We start from the raw sequence: 20,809 nt of genomic DNA, 5'->3' as shown, positions 1-20,809 counted from the left end.
CTTTTCCCGAAGGAAAAGATCCGCTCGACTTGCATGTATTAGGCACGCCGCCAGCGTTCGTCCTGAGCCAGGATCAAACTCTCCATGAAATGGTTCTGTTTGACTTGCTCAAACTTTGTTTTTATCGCTATTTCCGTTATTTCTAACGGGGCAGTTTTGCTCGTTGTTCAGTTTTCAAAGAACAATTTTTCTTGCATTCGTCGACCTCTTATCTCAGCGGCGACTTTTATAATATATCACAGATGCCTAGTTGATTGCAAGTACTTTTTTTCGACTTTCGACAATTTTTTCGGTTGTCGTTTTCGACTTAGAACGCCTTGCTTCAAAAGCGGCGAGTATTAATGTACCACAGGGCTAAAAGGTAAGTCAACCCTTTAATCAAAATAAAATACCCGTTAAGAATAACGGGTATTTTACGTACACTTCTACATTAGATTGCCGTCAGGAGGTACTTTAATTCCATAATATCAGGGTCCCCGTTATCGGGCATAACAGCAACCTCACGGACATACGCGCGTTTCACAAGATTCTGTACAACAAGGGACAGATCAATATGAAGCTCGTGAATCGAAGGGTAGTTCTGGAGCTCACATATACTCCAAGGCTCCTGCCGGCTGCTGATCGCATCAAACAATAAGGCGCAGCATGCTTTCATTTTGTTCATAACGGTGAACTCACAAGCAAGCATAACCAGACGCACACGTTGTTCCAAGGACTCTGGACTTGCCGTCAATTCCTCGTACAGCTTATATACACCCGGATGAACTCTGCGAATTTGCCGCCACACAGTCAATTCGGGATGATGGCCTTCTTCTATTAGAACAATATGAGCCCAATGATGAAGCGCGGCCATGACATTACTGTGTGCATCCAATATGTTGTTATCTTCAATATCCTGCTTTGCTTGTAAGTAAGTACGCAGGAATCCAGAAAACTCAGCGAAACGCTTTTGCTCTCTCATCATATCCGGAAATAACATCAACTGCTCGCGAATGTTCGTTAAATAATTGTCGCGCTCCATTAATATCTCCCCCCGAACCATCCATTGGATAATGCTGCCCTGCCCTCTGTTGGCAATCCATTGTTCCAAACGATCGGTATCAACCGTCCGAATCATGATCCGTTGACCGTTCAAACAAACATGCTCGGTTGATTCACTGCGCACACTTTCTCGAACAACAAAAATTAATACGTCCAATCCCTCAACAAGCGGATTATATGGATACGGATTCTCTATTGCTAACAGTCCAACTAAATCCGGTTGCGAACGATACGCTTCTATAAAATACTGTTTCGTACTCACTTGGGCCTCCATATAGCTAATCCAATGGGATTAAGCTATAATAATTATCTGTATAGTATTATCTTTTTCGACAAACTGGGGCGGTTTCCTGCTTCCTTTTTAAGAAAACCGTATTCCTTACATATGTCTGTCGTCACAGAGAGGAATGGAATAGTGAATAAGATTTTTTTCAAATCGGCAAAAATCAATGAATTCCGTTTGTGGGGCCTCGTCTTTACTCTGGTTGGCATGGGTGTCATGATCATTGGAACAGGCGGAATCGTTTGGTGGGGACATGCCGGCAAAATATTTGCCGCTATCTTTATGGTCATCGGAATGATCTCCCTCCTAATTAGCTGCGTTGTGTACTTCTGGGCAGGGATGATGTCCACCAGTGCAACAATGCTGGAATGCCCGGAATGTCACCGACCGACAAAAATGCTTGGCAAAACCGACCGTTGTATGTACTGTAAAACCATACTGACGCTTGATCCCGCTCAGGCGACACATGAACCTTCGGTTTAATAGAACAAAAGAAGCTGCCACATCGGGTACTGAACCCTTTGTAGCAGCTTCTTTTATATATTGCGGATAATAACTATTATGGCCTTTTGTTTATCGCTTCATCTATGATGGGCCAGATCGATGCCGTCTGGAAGGAACGATTCCATGTCGCTACGCCGGCTAGATCAAGATCATGCATCAGCTTAACACGGGATTGTATCGAGGTTGCATCTTCAATCCATATGCGGTTGAGTACGCCATCCTCTTTATATTCCACATAATTCTGACCTGAAGCTTGATCAAACTTAGGTGTTAGTTTCTTGGTTGCAATAATATCTTTTACTTTATCCATACCTACTGCTTTGGACTTTACTTCTCCGTCTTGGCCTGTCCAAATCCGGCTATATAATGGCATGCTCAATATAATCTTATTTGAAGGGACGCCATCCTCTTCGATAATGCGCTTAACAGCATTTTCGGTCCAGCCAAGTGATGCTACCGAACCTGCTTCCGGACTAGTAGCCCAGTGCTCATCATATGCCATCACCATCATATAGTCGACAGTCCGCCCGAGTGCCTCACGATCAAGAAATAATGACCATAGCTCACTGTTAGACTTTGGCGTTACATCTATAGATACAACAAGCCCTTGTTCATGAAGCAGCGGCGTAAGCTCCCTCACAAATTGCACAAGATTAGCTTTGTCCGATGTTCGCACATTCTCGAAATCAATATTAATGCCTTGAAGATGATACGTTTCGGCAAAGACAAGCAGCTGCTGAATCATAGAGAACCGCGTATCTGCCTTTGCTAGTGCTGCTGTTGTCTGCTCAGGCTCAAACCCATTACTGAATAGGGCCCAAATTTGCATCCCCTGCTCATGCGCCCAGCGTACATAAGTCGGATCAATTTTACCTTTAATGGTGCCTTTACCATCCTGCAGCTCAAGCCAGGTTGGACTAACGACATTCACACCTTTAAGCGTACCAATGGACGCCGGATCTGGATTTTTCTCATATACTGCTTCCCAAGTGAGGTTAATTTTGCTGCCGAGCACTTTCCATGGAATAAAAGCATCTTCCTTATCCGGTTGAGGAACTTTTTCAATACTTGCTAACTGCATACTGCCTTTTTCCATATAACCAAGCTGCCCCTCAGGACCTTGGACGAACAGCCAGCCTTTGTTCTCTCCCCAAATGCGGATAATTTCACCCTGCGGTACTTTCTCTAAAATCGGGGAATGGATGCTTGTCTTCGTCCTGATCGCACTTCCCTTTGACTTTAGAGCTTTCGCTTGCTGTATAGATTCCCCCGCTTGGAGTAAAATAACGATGCCTGAGTCAGGCTTATACTCAACTTTCAGACCATAAAGCTCTTCAAGAGGTGTAATAGGTAAATATACGACGTTATCTTTAGTCTTTGCAGCTATATGAAGCTCATAAGGTTTCTGGTTAAGCTGCGCTGTAAGAGCATCTGTCTTTAATCGTAGAACTTTATTAGATGTGGTTAAAATAATAGAACCGGTTTCTGCCTCATAATAAATAGGCTCGTCCGTACCAAGAACCTGCTGTACAGCTGCAATCGGCAGCATCACTTCATCTTTTTCTATTATGGCCCCTTGTTCCATCACTTCGCCCTGGTAGGTAATCGGGTGTTCCATTGTATAATCTGGCGTCGTTAAATGCTGGTTCGGTATAAACTTCATATAAATAAACCAAACGGCCATAGCAGCCGCAATGAATAGCAGGAACAGCATCGTATACCATGCTCCTCCGCCCTTGCGACGGCGTGGCGCCCTGGTGTACATCGTCTCCAATTGCTCACTCTCCTTATGATGTAAAAAAGCGTGCAAATCCGCGAATTACCGCATCTATGCACGCCTTTGTTATCAATCAACTATTAACTAGCTTCGTTATGCTCGAACAGCAGCCTCGCAGCAGCTAGAGCAAACTCCGTAAATTTCCATTCGATGCCCTTCAACCGTAAAGCCGGTTTTATGGGAAGCAGCTCGCTCCACTTCCAAAAGCGGCGGGTATTCAAAATCGACAATCTGTCCGCAGCTCTTGCAAATCGCATGGTAATGGTCGGACAAATCCGCATCAAATCTGCTGGAATCGTCACCGTAGGTTAATTCGCGAACCAAACCCGCTTCGACAAATAACCTCAAGTTATTATATATCGTAGCCACGCTCATACTCGGAAAGTTCGGTGACAGTGCCTTATAAATCTCATCGGCTGTCGGATGTGACATAGAACCCATCAGATAACTCAATATGGCGTGACGTTGCGGGGTCATACGGACGCCATTCATCTTCAACTGCTCTATTGCTTCGTTAACGCTGGCTCCCATTCCCCTCACGCCCTTCACTTAGTAGATACAACTATTGTACGTTCATTCAAAATGGTTTGTCAATGAAAGCGCTCATCAATTGCTCTCATTCCACTGTATGTAAATACTGTTAGTTGCATTCACCTGAATACGGTAATCGCCAGAACCAATTGTTCCCCGAACGGTTTTCTTACTTATATTCAGTGGTAAATCCGTTGTAATACTGCCGAAAGTAACGGATCCAAATACCGAGTAATCACCGATATGAGGAACACGCAGCTTGATTTCACCTACTGTGCTGTCAAGATCCCAATCTCCGCCAATCACAGCACTAGCAAGCTCAATATTACCATTAAGAGTGGAAGCTTTTACTTCTCCCGCTGCTTCTTTTATCAAAATCTTACCATTCTTCGTATCTGCTTGAACACTGCCTGTAATTTGGCTTAAGTCCATAGCACCATTCCAAGTCTCCGCAGTAAGATTACCCGTTAAGGAAGCCACGGAAACGGCACCATTCTTTGTAGACAACTCCGCATCACCTGCTGCATTCTGAAGCTTGATCCCGCCATTTAATCCATGAATAGTCAGCGGACCGTTTGTCTGCTGGACTCCAATATCACCATTATCGCTCTTAAGCTGTATACCGCCAGGTGCTGATAAACCGCTGGCAGTTATTGGTCCATTATTAACATCAACCGTTATTGCCATCTCAGGGACCGGATCTACTTCAGGGGTAGGGGTATCGGTGCCGTCCACAGGCGGCGTTTCGATGCTATCAATAGGCTCCTCAGGAACAATTGCCTTTTGCGGAACCGTAATAACCATATTCATCCGAGGCTTCCGGCTTCCATTCGTACCATATGGCTCGCCTTTAGCTGTAATTGTCATTGAATCGGCGTCGGAGACTCTCTCCACAGTAGATTTGCTCGCAATTTGATCTGCTACTTGTTCATCACTGACATCTACCCAAACTTCCGTATCGATGACAATCTGATTGCTGCCTCCACCGCGAACCGTTACTTTCCCGTTCGGATTGGATATTTTGAGCTTGGATATAGCCGCAGCATCAAAAGGTACGGTATCCGTCTCCTTCACGAATTTAAAGCCCTTCTCTTCACCATAATCTGGAGAGCCATTCAAATCAACGTATTGATCAAGCCATCTAAACGGCAATTCTGCATATTGGGTCACTGTAAAGGCTACAAGGGAAATAACAAGTGCTATGATGACACCTGCAAAGTCAAAACGCAGTTTTTTTGTACCTTTTCGATAAATAATACTGTAAATAATGATCTCGGCACCAAGCAATATAAAAACAGCGGGCCACCAATTTCCGATTAAGGCAACGTCATTCCGCTCCTGTACCTGATCCCACAACAGCAAGCTGCCAATCGTAATAATAAATATTGCGGACGTGAACCGTCCTAATCGAAACATGGACTGAACTCCCTTCACTCGCCAAACCAATAATACGATCGCTAATCCCGTAAGAAATGGGCCAACCGCCAGTTCAGCCAAATCATCCATCCATGGAATGAGGGCCGCAGGAGGATCAATAAGAATAAAGAGCAGCAGGCCAGCAGTCATAATCAGCAGCCCAATCAGAGGAGACAATTGCTCCGTTGTATCTTCCTCCGTAATGTCCCTCGTCTGAAGAGCATCAAAGACGCTGACAAAGTAATACACCGGCACCGTTATGCCTAGATATACAATAAAAAGCAAATGCCTTGCAGCGTTCGCATCAGCTAGTCGAATAATTGCAGCAAAATCAAGAACTACTCCGGCAATCAGCAGCAGTCCCCTCTGATACCGTCCTGTATATAGATGACCGGCTCCAGGGAGCACAAAAGCGAGTAGCAGTGTAAGAAGCCTGCTCTTGGGCCGATCTAGTCCGAACTCACGCAATGCACGCCCTCCATCTGCTGAATTTGTTCCAATAAAGATAATAAGGATTCATTTTTCGGAAGCTGTACGGTTAAATGAAGCATAAATTGCTGTAATCCATGTTCCCGCTTGCCGCTTTCCTCCAGCATCACCTTACGAATAACAATCTGCTTTTCTGTCAGCAGCGTATTGAGCGTACGAACGATTGTCGACTGCTCATCTGCTTGAACAATTAATTGATGCTCCCGTTTGGTGCTGATATATCTTTTCTCCAGTTTGTTAAATGCCCATAAAATAAGGAGTACCAAAATTGTTGAAACGGCTGCGGCAAAATAAAACCCTGCGCCAACAGCTAGGCCAATCGCCGAGACAACCCATAACGACGCAGCAGTTGTAAGGCCCGTAATTGATTTGCCCGTAAACAAAATCGTCCCCGCTCCCAAAAAGCCAACACCTGTAATAACAGCTGCAGCTAGCCGGGCCGGATCCACTCGCACATTTGGCTCATTTACAAAAGAAGAAAATCCATATATGGATAAAAGCATCAGCAAACAGGAACCGATACATACAAGCGTGTTCGTACGAAGTCCAGCTGCATGATTGGATTGCTCACGTTCCAATCCGATCAGCCCGCCAAGCAGCATGGCAAGCAGCAGCCTCAGCCCCAAATGAAGCTCATTAATATACCAAGGATTTGCAATATCATGACCCAAGTGGCAGCACAACCTTTCATGAACATAATTGTATCATATTAGTATGCTTGTGGACTTGCATTCCATGAAAAGACGCCGCTCATCTCGTAGGATGAGCGGCGTCTGTCTAATAGGCAAATAGGCAATTATGCTTTCAGACGTTCAAGCAGAAGCTTGTTGACAAGCGCTGGATTCGCCTTGCCTTTCGTCTCTTTCATAATTTGGCCGACCAGGAATCCAATCGCTTTATCTTTACCTGCTTTGAAGTCTTCAACAGATTGCGGATTCGCTTGGATAATTTGATCGACAACCGCAACAAGTGCACCTTCGTCGCTGATCTGAACGAGTCCTTGCTCTTCAACGATTTGCTGCGGCAGTTTGCCGGTTTCCAGCATCGATTTGAAGACGGTCTTGGCGATTTTACTGCTAATCGTACCTTTCTCAAGCAGGCCGATCATTTCCCCGAGCCCTTGTCCGGTAATTTTCACTTCGGAGAGCTCCAGGCTATTCGCATTCAAATAACCAAGCAAATCACCCATAATCCAGTTAGATACCGCTTTAGCATCCTTCGTATAGCTCAAGCTTTCCTCGAAGAAATCAGCCAGCTTCTTGGAAGAGGTAATAACTTCTGCATCATAGGACGGCAATCCGAACTCACTTGTGTAACGAGCCTTACGTGCATCCGGCAGTTCAGGAATCGATGCGCGTACGCGATCCTTCCATTCTTGGCTGATGTTCAGGCGAACAAGATCCGGGTCCGGGAAGTAGCGATAGTCATGCGATTCTTCCTTGCCCCGCATCGAGAAGGTTTTACCTTGCGCATCATCCCAGCGGCGTGTCTCTTGAACAACTACACCACCGTCATTCAAAATTTCCGCTTGGCGGATTTGTTCATATTCCAGACCACGTTGAACGCCGCGGAAAGAGTTCATGTTCTTCAGCTCAGCACGTGTACCAAGCTTCTCTTGTCCATAAGGACGTAGGCTGATGTTGGCGTCGCAGCGAAGGCTGCCTTCTTCCATCTTCACATCAGATACATCGCAATAAAGCATGATCGCTTTGAGCTTCTCCAGATAAGCTTTCGCTTCCTCCGGTGTACGGATGTCCGGCTCGGATACAATCTCAACAAGAGGTGTACCAACACGGTTGAAGTCAACGAGTGAAGCAAACCCACCATCAACATGCGTCAATTTGCCCGCATCTTCTTCCAGATGGAGACGAGTGATGCCAATACGCTTGGTCTCGCCATTCACTTCGATATCGATCCAGCCGTTCTCACCAATTGGTTGGTCAAATTGTGAAATTTGATACGCTTTGGGCGAATCCGGATAAAAATAGTTTTTACGGTCAAATTTGCTGATATCTGCAATTTCGCAGTTAAGCGCCATTGCTGCTTTCATCGCATATTCAACTGCTTGTTTGTTCAATACCGGCAAAACGCCGGGGTGCCCGAGACATACCGGACATGTATGGGTATTAGCCGGTGCACCAAAGGCTGTAGAGCAGCCACAGAAAATTTTACTGTTCGTATGCAGCTCCACGTGCACTTCCAGACCGACTACTGTTTCATATTGTGTCGCTTCAGACATCGTTATATCTCCCTTCACCCTAGCTGCGGCCGTAATTTATGGAATTCGGTTTGCTGCTCAAACGCATGAGCTGCACGCAGCACGGTCGATTCATCAAATGCTTTACCGATGATCTGCAGGCCAATCGGCATGCCGTCCGCTGTTCCGCAAGGAACACTGATTGCCGGGATACCAGCAAGGCTTACCGGAATGGTACAAATATCGTTCAGATACATCGTCAGCGGATCGCCAACCTGCTCGCCAATCTTGAAGGCCGTTGTTGGAGCCGTTGGACCGATGATGATATCGTATTGATTGAAGACATTATCGAAGTCCTGCTTAATAAGCGTACGCACCTTCTGTGCTTTCAAATAATACGCATCATAATAACCGGAGCTAAGTGCATACGTACCAAGCATGATACGGCGTTTCACTTCCGGACCAAAGCCTTGGCTCCGCGATTTGCGATACAGATCAATCAGATTATCCGGATTGTCTGCACGAACACCATAACGAACCCCGTCGAAACGGGCCAGGTTAGACGATGCTTCCGAAGAAGCAAGCAGATAGTAAGTCGCAATTGCATATTCCGTATGCGGAAGAGATACTTCCTCCCAAGTTGCTCCCATGCTTTCGAAGGTTTTCAGCGACTGCATGACCGCTTCTTTCACCTTCGGATCGATACCTTCACCCAAATACTCCTTAGGCACACCAATACGGAGGCCTTTCACATCACCTGTCAGAGCACTTGTGTAGTCAGGAATATTCACATTAGCCGATGTCGAATCTTTCTCATCATAGCCGGCAATAGCTTGCAGGACATAAGCGGAATCCTCGACGTTTTTCGTAAGTGGACCAATCTGGTCAAGGGACGATGCGAATGCAACGAGACCAAAACGTGAAACGAGGCCATAGGTTGGCTTCAGACCAACAATACCGCAATAAGCAGCAGGCTGACGGATTGAGCCGCCTGTATCGGAACCTAGGGAGAAATAGACTTGTCCAGCAGCAACAGAAGCTGCGGAACCGCCGCTCGAGCCGCCTGGCACATACTCCGTATTCCATGGGTTACGAGTCGGGTAGTAGCTGGAGTTCTCATTGGAACCACCCATTGCAAATTCGTCCATGTTAAGTTTACCAATTGTAATCGACTGTGCCGATTTCAGCTTGGAAACAGTTGTCGCATCATAAATCGGGTTATAGTTACTCAGGAACTGGCTCGCACAAGTAGTGAGCAGCCCTTCCGTTACAATATTATCTTTCACGCCTGCCGGCAGACCAAACAGAAGACCACGTTCGCCGCCCTCTTGAAGCTGCTTGTCCAGGTCATCCGCCTGACGGCGTGCATTCTCTTCATTTAATGTAAGAAACGCTTTTACGGCTTGATCAGTATCGGCAATACGGCGATAAGAAGCATCCACCAAATCCGAAACCGTCAGTTCTTTATTATTCAGCTTGCTATGTACATCCTGTAGGCGTAAATCAAACAGTGCCAACAGCAGTTCCTCCCTTCGAATACCTCAAGTTCTATTCTAATACAGCCGGTACTTTTATTTGACCGTCTTCTTCATCCGGTGCATTAAGCAGCACTTTCTCGATCGGCAGCGACTCACGAGTCACATCTTCCCGCATTACATTCGTAATCGGCAAAACATGACTTGTCGGCTCGACATTGTCCGTGTTCAGGCTGTCCAGCTTCTCCGCATATTTCAGGATCGCGTTCAGCTGTCCCGTAAATTGTTCTTTCTCTTCGTTTGTCAGTTCAAGCCGAGCCAAATTGGCAACATGCTCAACGTCTTTTATCGTAATGCTCATGGATGCTTCGTCCTCCCTTGTAAGCCTCGTACTCATTCCTCCTATTATAGCTTAAAATCGTCATTTCACAAAGTGGTACAGCATGCAAAATGAAAACGGAGCCTCTCCCAAGTTAAGGATAAGCTCCGCTCTATGATTGCTGTTATATCCACGCCTTCAGATTAACCTGGCGAATAAAGTCTTCACTCGTTTGGCTTTCGCCGACCGTAGTTTCCAGTTCCTCAGGCTCTTCTTCGCCTTTCATAATCCGCTTAAACAATTCTTCGTTAAAGGTTGCCAGCGCATAATCGATGAGAGCTTCCCGTTCAATTCGGTCAACCTCTTCCTGTATAAGAACCTCCTCCAGCTCAACATCCTCATCTGGAACGAGGAAATTACGATTAGCCGCAGGTACTCTTACCACATAGTCAAATACATTGTCCGCATTACGGTCGTAAGCAATTATATAACCATACTCCCCAACAGGGAGATTTTGTTCGAATTGGTCGGCGATTATAACAACTCTTTCCCCTAATTTCAGCATCGTCTTCACTCCTGTCTATCAGCCGCTGTCTATCACTATTATCCTACTAAAAAATAATAGCGGTGTCCAATCATGGAAGATAGCCACCTTAGCGATTTTCCATAACCTTCTTTATTTAATTATCTTTCTTATCTCTGCTATACCAGCGCCAAATTCGCTCCACGTCTGCCCGCTCCAAGCAAAATACACGATACCCCTGCAAGCTGCCAAGCACATGGGCTGAGACAGACAAGAGCTGCCTGCGTTGCTGCCCTCTCGTCCTACTGATGTTCATCGAAACAATTTGTGGTCTGCGCATGTAGTAAGTAATCCTTGCTAAATTCCGCTTCCGGAGAGTTAACTGGCCATGTTCCAGCCTCATACCAGCAGCCGATAAACAGCTCCAGCACCAAAGTGCAGTAACAGGAATTAAAATGAGCGACCACAGGCCCCTATCATGGAAAAGGCCAATGAGAACGGCACAAACAAAGAAAGTAATGAGAAGTGCCTTCCACAAATAATCAAAATAAGCTCTCCGCGGGGCTGTCTCTGTTACCTCGTTCACTGTAAACTGAGATACAAAATGAGCAACTGTCTCTTGCAAGGCCGTTTTAGGCAGAAAAGGGTGCAGCATCAGCCGCTCCATTTTATCTGAGGAGACCACTTGCAATTGGATCTGTGCGTAACCTATCCATTGGTGAATAAGACCTTCCTGCACAATAACAGCCTGCACTTTTTTAGCATCAAAGTGGTGGATCTTCTTCTCCAGAATGCCATAAGAGATCGCAATTTGCTCATCCCGCTTTTCTGCGGTAAAACCTGCAAACTTGATAAGGTAGAGAACAAGCGAAAGCAGCCATGCTAGTGCAAGCGCAGAAACAGCCATAATTGCAATAAACATATAATCGGGATTAAGACTTGTTGATTTGTTGTAGATCGTTGAATATAAATTTGGAGCCAATTCATTAATAAAGTCATCCGCCAACGAGATCATACCTGCGATAAATGCAGCTACGAGGCCAAAGTTAAGGGATGTCGCAGCAGCTAATAGCAGCTGGCCCGAGCTTAATTTGACATGCGTTGTTGTACTCAAATCTTGAATGGGTGAATGCATTATGTCGCCAGACTGCTCGGCAGCTTCCGTTTGCACGTCAGTTGACGTAAGCAGCCTATGCAATTGCTTTGCATCCTGCTCGGATAATGCAGCAAGAATACCTTCGGCCTTCTTATTCCCGCCCGGTGTTTCGATCTTAACCTGTGTAACGCCAAGCAGCCTTTGCAGCAGCGGCTGCTCCAGGTTAACGGAGTGGATTCTGCCAAAGTAGATCGTCTTCTCATCCCGAAAAAGGATTCCTTTGCGAATGACGATTCGATCATCCTCCAGCGTAAAGGAAAACTTGCGCCATCCCCATAATCCAGCAAAAAGCAGTAACGTCACTCCAGCCAGAATACCTAAATAGATGTAGCCATTTAATGAAGACCAGTTGACTCCCTGCAGCAGGGTAATAATAAGCAGCGGCAGCAAGCCTTTCACTGTATTAAACAGCGGAAAAACAATATAAATCGGATGAAGCCTGCGAGCTTTATGCCGCTTAATCATCAGGATCATCTACTTTCGCGAGCATACCGATTTGTCTCTTCAACCGCTGTGCTTCACTTTGTTTGAGCCCGCTAATTCGATGTGTCGTTGCAGCTGTTACTACAGCCACACTTGCAAGATCATATTGGCGCATAAGCGGCCCGCTCTCCAGCTCCACATGCTGCACACGTACCATCGGGACAAGTACATTACGAATAATGATAAGCCCCGACTGGATTTCTAGCTCCTCGTCAAACAGCTCATATTTGAACCTACGGTATTTCACTTGAGGGATCAGACTAATAAATAAAAAGGCCGACAAGCTGACAACAACCAGCCCGATATAACCCGGTATAAATGTCCAATGCTTCCATGCTGCAAACGTAATATAAGTAATAACAAGAAGATAAAGCACTAGATGCGTAAAGAATGAGCTTATACGATATACAGTGATGTAGTCACGATGCAGTCTCTTGGATAGTACACGATACATTTTACGAAGCCTCCCCAGTCTACCAAATGCTTACGGCAACTTGATTAATCCTTCTTTGGTAAACGTTAAAGCTCGAGGGCTTCCTTCTGTAATCAAATAACTGTTCTCAATGCCAACAACACCAGCACCAGGAAAAGTGAATTTCGGCTCGACAGCAATAACCATCCCAGCTTCGAGCGGGATATCGAAGCCTTTCGCAAGCACCGGCCATTCGTCGATCTCAAGTCCAATGCCATGACCCAAAAATTTTGCCTGATCTGCGCCAAAGCCCATAAAATGTGAGGAAAGCCCCTCTGCATCTGCCTGTTCCAGCGACTTCGCGTAAAGCGCCGAGCAAATAGCACCCGGTACCATTCCCCTCTCGGCCTCTCTAATAATAGCTTCCGAAACCTCATAGGCATGAACAAGCTTCTCAGGCAGTTCTCCAATTACTGCTGTCCGAGTCTGATCAATCACATAGCCATCTATACAACATCCTATATCCATCAGGATCGGTTCATTACGCTCAATGGCCCTGCGGCTGACACTCTGCGGCGAAGCTGCTCCAAGACCAAGTCCTCCTGCGGGACCATCGAAATAAGTAGGGATAGCCGCAGCCGAACCTGCAATAAACATTCCTGTCGCGATCTCTTGATTATAGCCGCGCATTCGCATCAATCCGATATGTCCTCTTATACGCAGCTCATACTCCACACGTGCCATCCATTCCAGCTCTGTTACACCTGGCTTCAAGAAATTCAGCGCTTCGTTAAGTGCCTCGTCTACCGTTATTGCAGCAGCTTCAAACCTGCTGATCTCAAGGGGGGATTTGATCATTCGCTGCCGTCGAATGATCGGCGAGCCGTCAACGAGTGCGCATGGTCCGGAGGCTTGTAACAGCTCAGATAGCTTGAGATAGGTTTGTGCGGGAAGTACATCGAGGTCTGCAGCGATTTTTACCTTACCGCCTGTTCCACTGAAGATATGCGGGAATGCCTTAGCCAGCGTCTCGCCAAATATGCGGAATGCACCCAGCTCCTTTACCATAATGCCACTTTCGAGCTTTGCACGCTCAACGCTTCTTTTCACAAAGAAGACCGGTTCCCCATGCGACGGAAAAAAGGCATATCCGCTTTGCATAGAGCCGGTGTAATAATAAAGATCTATATTTTGCGTGAGAAGAAACCCGTCTACCGCCGAAGCACGCATCGCTTCCTGCAGTTTGTCCGTGCGGTCCCGTACTATTTCCTCAGAAATATCTTTTGTTATATCCATTCGAAGCCCAACTCCTAACTTCCATATTCCCCCTTTATTACATCAATTTTATGGTCAATCGTCAACAGGGAACGAAAGGATTCGTTCCGTATCCTCCTCCTAAAATGAATAATGATAAAAAGCAGCGATGCTTCAGCTCTCTGTGATTATTCATAATACGTACGCTTTCGCTACCTTACCGTCAGCTCCGATACGCCTTTAATATCCCATTCAATTGGTCCCAGCATTGTAAATGCCCGCGGATAAACGACATGTATGATAAGGACAACTCCAGGCTTTTGCAGGGTCGCTTCATAATCGTATTGCTCATTCCGGTACGTATAAGGAAAGGTATGATCGTTATTAATGATTTCAAATACGAGCACATTCACCCGCTCCCGAACAGGCGAGTTTGGCAATGGATTCCCGTCCGCATCTAACTGCAGATTTGCCTGCAAATAAGAAGCCGCAGCCGTTTCCGCTGCATCAGGATCTATTCGCAAAATCCCTTCCGCCAATGCTTCTGAGTCAAGCTGCTGGGAAGCAGCATGAGCGGCGCGGTTCAGGGCATGCTTCCCTTGATAAAGAAGCTTCATCGCCATTTCCTCATCTGTCTGCAGAAAATGTATGGATACCCATACGGTCATCATTAATACGATTAACATCAGCTTATACATGGTCTCTCCTCGACTTTGCTTATGCTTATGGCATGAACTCGCTCATCTTCATCCCAAACGTCCTCATACGACTGCCGGGAGGCGGTGGAGTTAGTCCGATTAACCGATCGATCTGGAACAAATCCTCGTAAGGATAACTCATACTTAGCATGATCCCCGTTCCGCGCGGCAGTGGGGAGGCTGCATCTGTCGCCATAAGTCCGTTATCGGCGGTCACCTCAAAATCGACCAATTCAGGCTGCACCCCAAATGCTTCCAGCCGTTCTCTTGACTGCTCCATCATCGCTGCATCAATATAGCCGTAACTCCCGCTTGCACCAACCTCCAGCAAATAATCGGTCTCTTGCTGAAGCACCGCCTGTCTTGCGATTAGTACATGTTTATAGATAGGAGAAAACATCATCCAGCACACCATGGCAGCAAAGAGCACAAACACTAATATATTTCTCATGGGCTCATCTGCCGGATATAGGCGCCGATAGCTGATCCGGAACGCTCCACTTGCCGCTTCGTACCGTCATCGCCGCCGGTAATACCTGTGTACAGCAGAATAACGGTCACTAGAAGCAGCATCGATATAAGTAAACTTCTCAATGCTGCTCCTCCTTAATTTGAGCCAGAGCTTAACATGGAACCAATCTTCGTATTAGCCGAGCTGCCTTGTGTTTGGATCTGCTTGCTTGTTCCTGTTGTGTTATCCGCAATAATGTTGTTAAACAAAACGATAACGACAACAAGCAGCATGACGGTCATTAAAATATTGCGCATCTTTATTCACCTCCCTTGTAGAGTTTTCTCTTTGAAAACCAAGCTATGAATCAGCCCAAAGATTCGAATAACTTACGCCCCTCCTGCACCCATGGATAAATAAAAATCTGAAAGGTGTACAGGATCGGGATTCCTGCTATTACAAATAAGAAGTATGAGGTAGACTCTTTGCGGCTTTCTTTGGCAAGCTCAATCTTCTCTTTGTAATCTTGAATCCGCTCGCGAAGAAGTCTGTAATATTCCGGGCTCTCATGCAGACGTAGGGAATCAATCGTTTCCACAAAGCTCATGCCATCATCCGTTCCAATCCGATGCTTAAACCGTCGAAGTGCCTGTTCCGCATCGTGGTACCATTCTGCGAGTAATCGCTGCAGATCCCCACGCAAAGTCCGGGTGAAAGGGACGCAGCGCGTCAGCTTCGAATGAATATGGAGAGTCGATTCCGATAGATAAAGCAGTTGATTGCTGATGAGATAAATTTCCTTCGTGATCCGCTGAGCACGAACCCGTCTTATAGAGCGCAGCCAGGGCAAATCCCAGTAGAGGAGAATAAATACCACCAAGAGAAACGTATAGAAAAGCCATGCTCCCTGCTGAATGCGAAGCGCTGCGTATACTGCCGCGAATGCAGGCAGGAGAATCAACAGCCCCCTTCTAACCGCTGTATACCAAGCAGCATCTGCCGTAATCCCACAGCCTGCAAGCAGGGATGCACGTTTGATATACGATTCTTGTTCCCGAGATAAACGAAGCCGCTTAAGCCACTTATCCGGCATCTCGTTCGTTCTCCAATCCAGCGATTCGAGATGGAACCATCTTGGCCGTCTTCTCGGCAATGACCGAAGGATCATATAAGCACCAATAAAACCAAATATAAATTCTCCCGCCAAGATAAGAAGATGTATCGCTATTTCCAAATCCATTTCTGCCCTCCTAAAAGAATTGTGAAGCAATTCTTGCTTCGAAAGCATTAGCTCAAAAGAATTGCGGAGCAATTCTTGCTTCGTAAGCGTTAGCTCTACATCTTTTTGCGCGACAGCCAAAGCCCCATTAAAAAGGAGGCAAAAATAAGAACAACAGCATTCAGCAGCATATCTCTGCCTTGCGGATCGATCAGGTAGTAGTAATAGGAATTCTCTCTGTTGTAACGGACATTAATACCGATATAAAAGGCTAGAAAAAGGATAGGCGTAAAATTGGCAATTCGAATTTCAAGCAATTTGTTGCGTTCCTGTTCATTCGCCCGCCTTGCCTTGCGCATATCAATCAGTAATTCCTTCAAGCTCTCCGCTATTGGCGAGCCTTCAGATAAGGCCACCCGCATAATATTAATGAAATAATCTCCCCAGACATGACCTAGTGCACCAGCAAAAATTCGCAGACTCGCATCATCATCACCACGCACCGATAAGTTGCGGTACAGCTGTTCAAACACGGACTGCATCGGTCCAAGCAGCCTCCGTTCTTCCACGGTTCGCTGAAGCGCGCCTCTCACCTGTCTGCCGCCTGTCACAAGATAACATTGATAGAACAGTTCGATGGCCGGTAAAAAATCCATCTGCAGCTGCATTTGCCTTTGAACGAGTATCGCCCGCAAAATGGTGTATGGCAGACAGCCAACAACAACGCCAAACACCAAAGTTCCTTTAATGCTCTGAAAGAAAAATCCGCCTAATGTAACCCCAGCAAGCAGAAGGAGTATCGAACCCACGATCAGTCCGGATGGCTTCAGCTTAAGCTGCAGCGTTTCAAGCAGCTCTGATATATGACGATACACTCTCTCGAACCGCTTCAGTCTCTCTGTAAACCGATAGCTTAGCCGATTCCTGACGGGATAAGAAAGCCTGTCCCTTCGGGCTTGATTATCTGTCCATGCAAGCAAAGCGTTGAATACTGCAATAAATAACAAGCTGAATAATAATAATCCGGCTGCGGCGATTGAGAGCTTAATCAATAACGCCAGCCCCTCTCTTCAGACGTGCCATCGCTTTCAAAGAAGGCTGCTGCGGATAAATCCACTGCCCGCTCCCCTCATCAAATCGCGCCCAATCCCTGACAATAACTTCATTGCTCGACCAGCCCAGTTCACCGATCCGGGCAATCACCCTTCTGCCGCCAAGATAACGCATCTCAATACCAATTTGCGTGACGTACTCGGTGATTCTCTTCGTCAACCGTTCTGGATTCATGCCGCGGCCGTCTAACATGCACATATCTGTGATCGCCTCAGGAACATCCTCAAGCGTATTGGCATGTACCGTTGTCATACTGCCGGAATGCCCCCTTGTGCATGCCCGCACGTATATATTCGCATCCATATCACGAATCTCCGCGTGTACGATACGCTGAGGGGACTGGCGAAGCGCCAGCTTAAAGGCTTGTTCCGCCCTATGCTGCAGATCATCCTCATCTGCCTCATATTCGACCGTATTTTTATTTGGAAAATCCCGTCCCAGCATCATCTCGAAACGTCCTTCTATTGTAATGATCCGTTCCTCATCCGGCAGCTCGGCAATAAGCGCCTTCATGAGATGCGTCTTGCCTGAGTTCGTCGGGCCGATAATTACGAGATTAAAGCGAGCATCTAACACATCCATAAGCATGTCCTTCATCGGCAGGCTCATCGTATGGTAAGGCTCCGTGCATAACGTCTGAAGACTAAAGCTTCGGACGGTAAAAAATCGAATCGTGAGCGTTGGCTTAGATGTGAATCCAAAGCCCGTCATCGTCACACGCGAACCATCTCGCAGCATCACTTCCGCCCACCGTTTCCGCGGATTAATACGGTCATTATTGTAAAGCACAAGGTTTTGCTGAATCCGTTCTACATCCCGTTCATGATCGAAGCGATAAGCAGAACCAATGGTTTGACCGTCACGCACCTCATAGATTTGGGAGCCTACAACCTGGATTTCTTCCAATCCATCCTTGTTTGCAAGAACAAGCTCCAGAACATTTAAACCGATAACTTCCGCAAACAAAGCTTCAGCAAGAGTTGCATACGGATGCTTGTAACCATCTAGCTGATGAATACGGAGACGAATTAACCTGTCGGCTATAATCGCTAAAACCTGCTCCCGCTCTGATGCAAAACCGAGCACCGCCCGGTTCAAGGTCTCGTTGTACTGCCGCCGCTCCTCTTCTGTTAACCCCCTTGGAGCCGCTAGATAGGATCTAATCTCGTCGGCCAGCCGTCCAAAGTCAGCTCCGCGGCTTGCCATATCTCCTCGTTCCAGCGGATCAGAAGAAGATTGGTCCAGCCGCAGCCGGGCGGAATAATCGGAAGGAGAAAATTTGCTTCCGCTTGTACTCAAGACCCTACCCCATTTCGATGGGTGAGCAGCTTACGATACCAAGGCTGAACGGCTATTGTTGGCGTAATTCTGCGTATATGATGCCGGTCCATCAGCTGTTCTACACTCTCCTGCATAGCAAGCTTGCCAGCCGGATCCTCCTTCAGCCATTGTCCATAATGCCCGCTGTCGAGCTGTGCGTAAAAATTATGACCAAACTTTAATTCTCCGAGTTTTGATGTGCCCATTTCTTTGCAAATCTCTTTCATGCGATAGCCTCCTGTGCTCCATGGCGAGTATATAACAACCGTGTCGTACTGCTCTGTTGCTATTCCGAATAACGGTGAAATTTGCGAAATCCAACGCTTACCATCCTCTTGAAAATGAGACAAGGCATCGGTCGTTACCACGATCCGTGTACCCGCTTCCCTTATAGCGCATATGGTAGCGGCATTATCCCAATACGCTCCAACATCGATAATGACGATAGAGAAGGTCTGCTCCGCAACCCGGAGCAAATGCTCCATCTCCTCAGGCGAATAAAATTCCGCTTGATCCCTCATCAGATTACCGAATAATACATGCAAATTCGGCATCCCTCTTACCGGTTGTACCGCGCGTATCAGCTTCTCTGGTGTTAAGGAGCCGGATTGCAGCTCCGGCCGCAGCTTGTCCAGCGTAATAGCTGGCTCAGTGATACCTAAGTATCGATGAAGCTTCGCGCTTTTCAAATGCATACATAAGTAGCCAACCTGCCTCCCGCTTGCTTCCGCGATTCGGAAGGCAGCGGCAAATGCTGCAGCGGTTGTGCCTATATTCGGCGTTGTCCCTACAAATGTGATGAGCGGTGCCGATGTTGCGTTCACTAACGATCCTCCTCTTCAAGCTGCAATGATTCCGGACTGTAAGCGATAACCAGTTTGTGAAGGCCGTCCTTACAATAGCTGTCGATCTGCAGCCACTGCTGCTCTGTCAAATTCAAATTAATATATTCAATCATGCCATTCGCATCGCGTCTTGACGCATACATTCGTTCTTTATCGCCTTCCGCTAAGGACAGCAAATTAGGATCCTTCATATTGTCGATCTCAACGTTACTGGAGGATTTGACCGAGGCTACGGTTACAAGAGAATCAAAGATTCTCCTTGAGGGCTCATTCTCGCCCGAGAGATACAGGGTAACTTTATCTCCTGCCCGGATGCCATTGGAAATGGAACGTATATAGTCTCGCGGAATTTGAAAAGTCGCCTCCGAGTCTGCCGGCAGCAGATGATAGCGGTCAATTTTCCAACCTAGAATGGGCTCATTGCTCCCAAGCGGGATAACCGTATCCATCCCTACCGCCTGCTTCAAATCAACAAGCATTTCCTTCTCATAACCTTCACGGGGGATACGCTTATATGCGACATCCTCTTCCGTCAGCCGCTTGCCTGCTTCGACAAACTGCTTCGTAATCACAACTTCTACTGTTTCTTGCCGGGTAACCTGCAGCTTCTGCAGTTGAAACAATCCATACACCAGCAAACCTGACAGCAAGGCGGCGAGCAAGCCAATACCTGCATTTCTCCTTCTGTTCATCTTCTCTCCCTTCTCTCGTCCACCAGGCGAAAAAAAAAGAACGCAGGCAGAAGCCCCCTAATAGGGCCGTTCCGCTTGCGTTCTTCGCTAAGCCGTGCACGTATATGTATTTAACAACTAATTGACCATATAATAGCAATTTATTAAATAGTTGTCTATAGGTTTTTTCGAACAATTGTGCAGTATTTCGTTGTTATTCGACTATTTCTTCATAAAAAATAAGGACAGCATAGGCTGTCCTTATTTTTTAACTCGCGATTAAAAATCAATTAAACCAACGCTAATGAGCAAAGCGTCGTCCACTTTTCGCATCGTTTCATCGTCCAGGTGGGTGATCTTGTCGGTTAAACGCTGCTTGTCAATCGTCCGAATCTGCTCAAGCAGCACGACGGAGTCTCTGTCGAAGCCGTGCGCCGCCGCTTCCATTTCAACGTGCGTAGGCAATTTGGCTTTCTGGATTTGCGCCGTAATGGCCGCGACTATGACCGTCGGACTGAAGCGGTTGCCAATGTCATTCTGAATGACAAGTACTGGCCTTACTCCGCCCTGTTCTGATCCGACGACCGGTGACAAATCCGCAAAAAACACATCTCCGCGTTTTACGATCAACC

23 protein-coding genes and 1 rRNA gene are annotated in these 20,809 nt (G+C 46.7%); 1 reads left to right on the top strand and 23 read right to left on the bottom strand.

The features are described 5' to 3' along the window. Both FHS17_RS28705 and FHS17_RS28700 read right to left on the bottom strand, forming a co-directional pair. A 16S ribosomal RNA gene (locus FHS17_RS28705) occupies positions 1-89 on the bottom strand; the annotation flags it as partial. 341 nt (positions 90-430) lie between these two features. Further along, entirely contained in the window at positions 431-1,303 is an 873-nt protein-coding gene (locus tag FHS17_RS28700; RefSeq protein ID WP_167282636.1) for a nucleotidyltransferase-like protein, read from the bottom strand. 162 nt (positions 1,304-1,465) lie between these two features. Here FHS17_RS28700 and FHS17_RS28695 point away from each other — a divergent pair, with 162 nt between their 5' ends. Beyond that, entirely contained in the window at positions 1,466-1,807 is a 342-nt protein-coding gene (locus FHS17_RS28695) for a DUF2614 family zinc ribbon-containing protein (protein WP_167282658.1), read from the top strand. A gap of 76 nt (positions 1,808-1,883) precedes the next feature. On the opposite strand, the gene FHS17_RS28690 is transcribed toward FHS17_RS28695, so the two are convergent. From FHS17_RS28690 to FHS17_RS28590, 21 genes are all read right to left on the bottom strand, one after another. Next, positions 1,884-3,593 (bottom strand): glycosyl hydrolase family 18 protein, encoded by a 1,710-nt coding sequence (locus tag FHS17_RS28690; RefSeq protein WP_243865598.1) that lies wholly within the window; start codon positions 3,591-3,593, stop codon positions 1,884-1,886. A gap of 105 nt (positions 3,594-3,698) precedes the next feature. Further along, positions 3,699-4,136 (bottom strand): peroxide-responsive transcriptional repressor PerR, encoded by a 438-nt coding sequence (gene perR / locus FHS17_RS28685; RefSeq protein ID WP_167282633.1) that lies wholly within the window; start codon positions 4,134-4,136, stop codon positions 3,699-3,701. 75 nt (positions 4,137-4,211) lie between these two features. Further along, the gene (locus FHS17_RS28680) at positions 4,212-6,020 is read right to left on the bottom strand and encodes a DUF6677 family protein (protein ID WP_167282631.1); all 1,809 of its coding nucleotides are present in this window, start codon (positions 6,018-6,020) and stop codon (positions 4,212-4,214) included. Then, positions 6,002-6,700 carry an MgtC/SapB family protein gene (locus FHS17_RS28675; RefSeq protein WP_341805937.1) on the bottom strand — a complete coding sequence of 233 codons (699 nt, stop codon included), beginning with the start codon at positions 6,698-6,700 and terminating at the stop codon, positions 6,002-6,004. Before FHS17_RS28675 ends, FHS17_RS28680 begins: the two co-directional genes overlap by 19 nt. 137 nt (positions 6,701-6,837) lie before the next feature. After that, a complete protein-coding gene (gene gatB, locus FHS17_RS28670) occupies positions 6,838-8,280 on the bottom strand; it encodes an Asp-tRNA(Asn)/Glu-tRNA(Gln) amidotransferase subunit GatB (RefSeq protein WP_167282626.1) in 1,443 nt (480 codons plus the stop codon). A 14-nt stretch (positions 8,281-8,294) separates the two neighbouring features. Next, positions 8,295-9,755: an Asp-tRNA(Asn)/Glu-tRNA(Gln) amidotransferase subunit GatA gene (gatA, locus tag FHS17_RS28665; RefSeq protein ID WP_167282624.1), complete on the bottom strand. Its 1,461-nt coding sequence runs from the start codon at positions 9,753-9,755 to the stop codon at positions 8,295-8,297. 31 nt (positions 9,756-9,786) lie between these two features. Then, entirely contained in the window at positions 9,787-10,074 is a 288-nt protein-coding gene (gatC, locus tag FHS17_RS28660; protein ID WP_167282622.1) for an Asp-tRNA(Asn)/Glu-tRNA(Gln) amidotransferase subunit GatC, read from the bottom strand. 142 nt (positions 10,075-10,216) lie between these two features. After that, positions 10,217-10,597, bottom strand: a complete 381-nt coding sequence (locus FHS17_RS28655) for an ATPase (RefSeq protein ID WP_167282619.1) — start codon at positions 10,595-10,597, stop codon at positions 10,217-10,219. 115 nt (positions 10,598-10,712) lie between these two features. Next, entirely contained in the window at positions 10,713-12,176 is a 1,464-nt protein-coding gene (locus tag FHS17_RS28650; RefSeq protein ID WP_167282617.1) for a PH domain-containing protein, read from the bottom strand. Further along, positions 12,169-12,648 (bottom strand): PH domain-containing protein, encoded by a 480-nt coding sequence (locus tag FHS17_RS28645; RefSeq protein ID WP_167282615.1) that lies wholly within the window; start codon positions 12,646-12,648, stop codon positions 12,169-12,171. Before FHS17_RS28645 ends, FHS17_RS28650 begins: the two co-directional genes overlap by 8 nt. A gap of 30 nt (positions 12,649-12,678) precedes the next feature. Continuing rightward, positions 12,679-13,902, bottom strand: a complete 1,224-nt coding sequence (locus tag FHS17_RS28640) for a M24 family metallopeptidase (RefSeq protein ID WP_208420609.1) — start codon at positions 13,900-13,902, stop codon at positions 12,679-12,681. Positions 13,903-14,072: 170 nt separating this feature from the next. After that, positions 14,073-14,558 (bottom strand): hypothetical protein, encoded by a 486-nt coding sequence (locus FHS17_RS28635; RefSeq protein ID WP_167282613.1) that lies wholly within the window; start codon positions 14,556-14,558, stop codon positions 14,073-14,075. Between the two features lie 25 nt (positions 14,559-14,583). Continuing rightward, positions 14,584-15,009 (bottom strand): hypothetical protein, encoded by a 426-nt coding sequence (locus tag FHS17_RS28630; protein ID WP_167282611.1) that lies wholly within the window; start codon positions 15,007-15,009, stop codon positions 14,584-14,586. Next, a complete protein-coding gene (locus tag FHS17_RS28625) occupies positions 15,006-15,152 on the bottom strand; it encodes a hypothetical protein (RefSeq protein ID WP_167282609.1) in 147 nt (48 codons plus the stop codon). Before FHS17_RS28625 ends, FHS17_RS28630 begins: the two co-directional genes overlap by 4 nt. A 12-nt stretch (positions 15,153-15,164) precedes the next feature. After that, on the bottom strand, positions 15,165-15,326 hold the full coding sequence (locus tag FHS17_RS28620) for a hypothetical protein (protein ID WP_167282607.1): 162 nt from the start codon (positions 15,324-15,326) through the stop codon (positions 15,165-15,167). A gap of 50 nt (positions 15,327-15,376) precedes the next feature. Then, a complete protein-coding gene (locus tag FHS17_RS28615; RefSeq protein ID WP_243865588.1) occupies positions 15,377-16,249 on the bottom strand; it encodes a hypothetical protein in 873 nt (290 codons plus the stop codon). A 95-nt stretch (positions 16,250-16,344) separates the two neighbouring features. Then, on the bottom strand, positions 16,345-17,280 hold the full coding sequence (locus FHS17_RS28610; protein WP_167282605.1) for a type II secretion system F family protein: 936 nt from the start codon (positions 17,278-17,280) through the stop codon (positions 16,345-16,347). After that, positions 17,273-18,640 (bottom strand): ATPase, T2SS/T4P/T4SS family, encoded by a 1,368-nt coding sequence (locus FHS17_RS28605; RefSeq protein WP_167282603.1) that lies wholly within the window; start codon positions 18,638-18,640, stop codon positions 17,273-17,275. The genes FHS17_RS28610 and FHS17_RS28605 overlap by 8 nt, the downstream gene beginning before the upstream one ends. Further along, complete coding sequence (locus tag FHS17_RS28600; protein ID WP_167282600.1) at positions 18,637-19,485, bottom strand: CpaE/TadZ family protein; 849 nt, start codon at positions 19,483-19,485, stop codon at positions 18,637-18,639. Before FHS17_RS28600 ends, FHS17_RS28605 begins: the two co-directional genes overlap by 4 nt. Continuing rightward, positions 19,485-20,198, bottom strand: a complete 714-nt coding sequence (locus FHS17_RS28595; RefSeq protein WP_167282598.1) for a CpaB family protein — start codon at positions 20,196-20,198, stop codon at positions 19,485-19,487. The genes FHS17_RS28600 and FHS17_RS28595 overlap by 1 nt, the downstream gene beginning before the upstream one ends. A 258-nt stretch (positions 20,199-20,456) precedes the next feature. Next, on the bottom strand, positions 20,457-20,807 hold the full coding sequence (locus FHS17_RS28590) for a type II toxin-antitoxin system PemK/MazF family toxin (protein WP_015842701.1): 351 nt from the start codon (positions 20,805-20,807) through the stop codon (positions 20,457-20,459). Between the last annotated feature and the right edge of the window lie 2 nt (positions 20,808-20,809).

Origin of the sequence: Paenibacillus lupini (assembly GCF_011761355.1) — a bacterium.
GTDB classification, from domain to species: domain Bacteria; phylum Bacillota; class Bacilli; order Paenibacillales; family Paenibacillaceae; genus Pristimantibacillus; species Pristimantibacillus lupini.
Note: the sequence above shows the minus strand (reverse complement) of the source record. Positions and strands in the feature narration are given on the sequence as shown.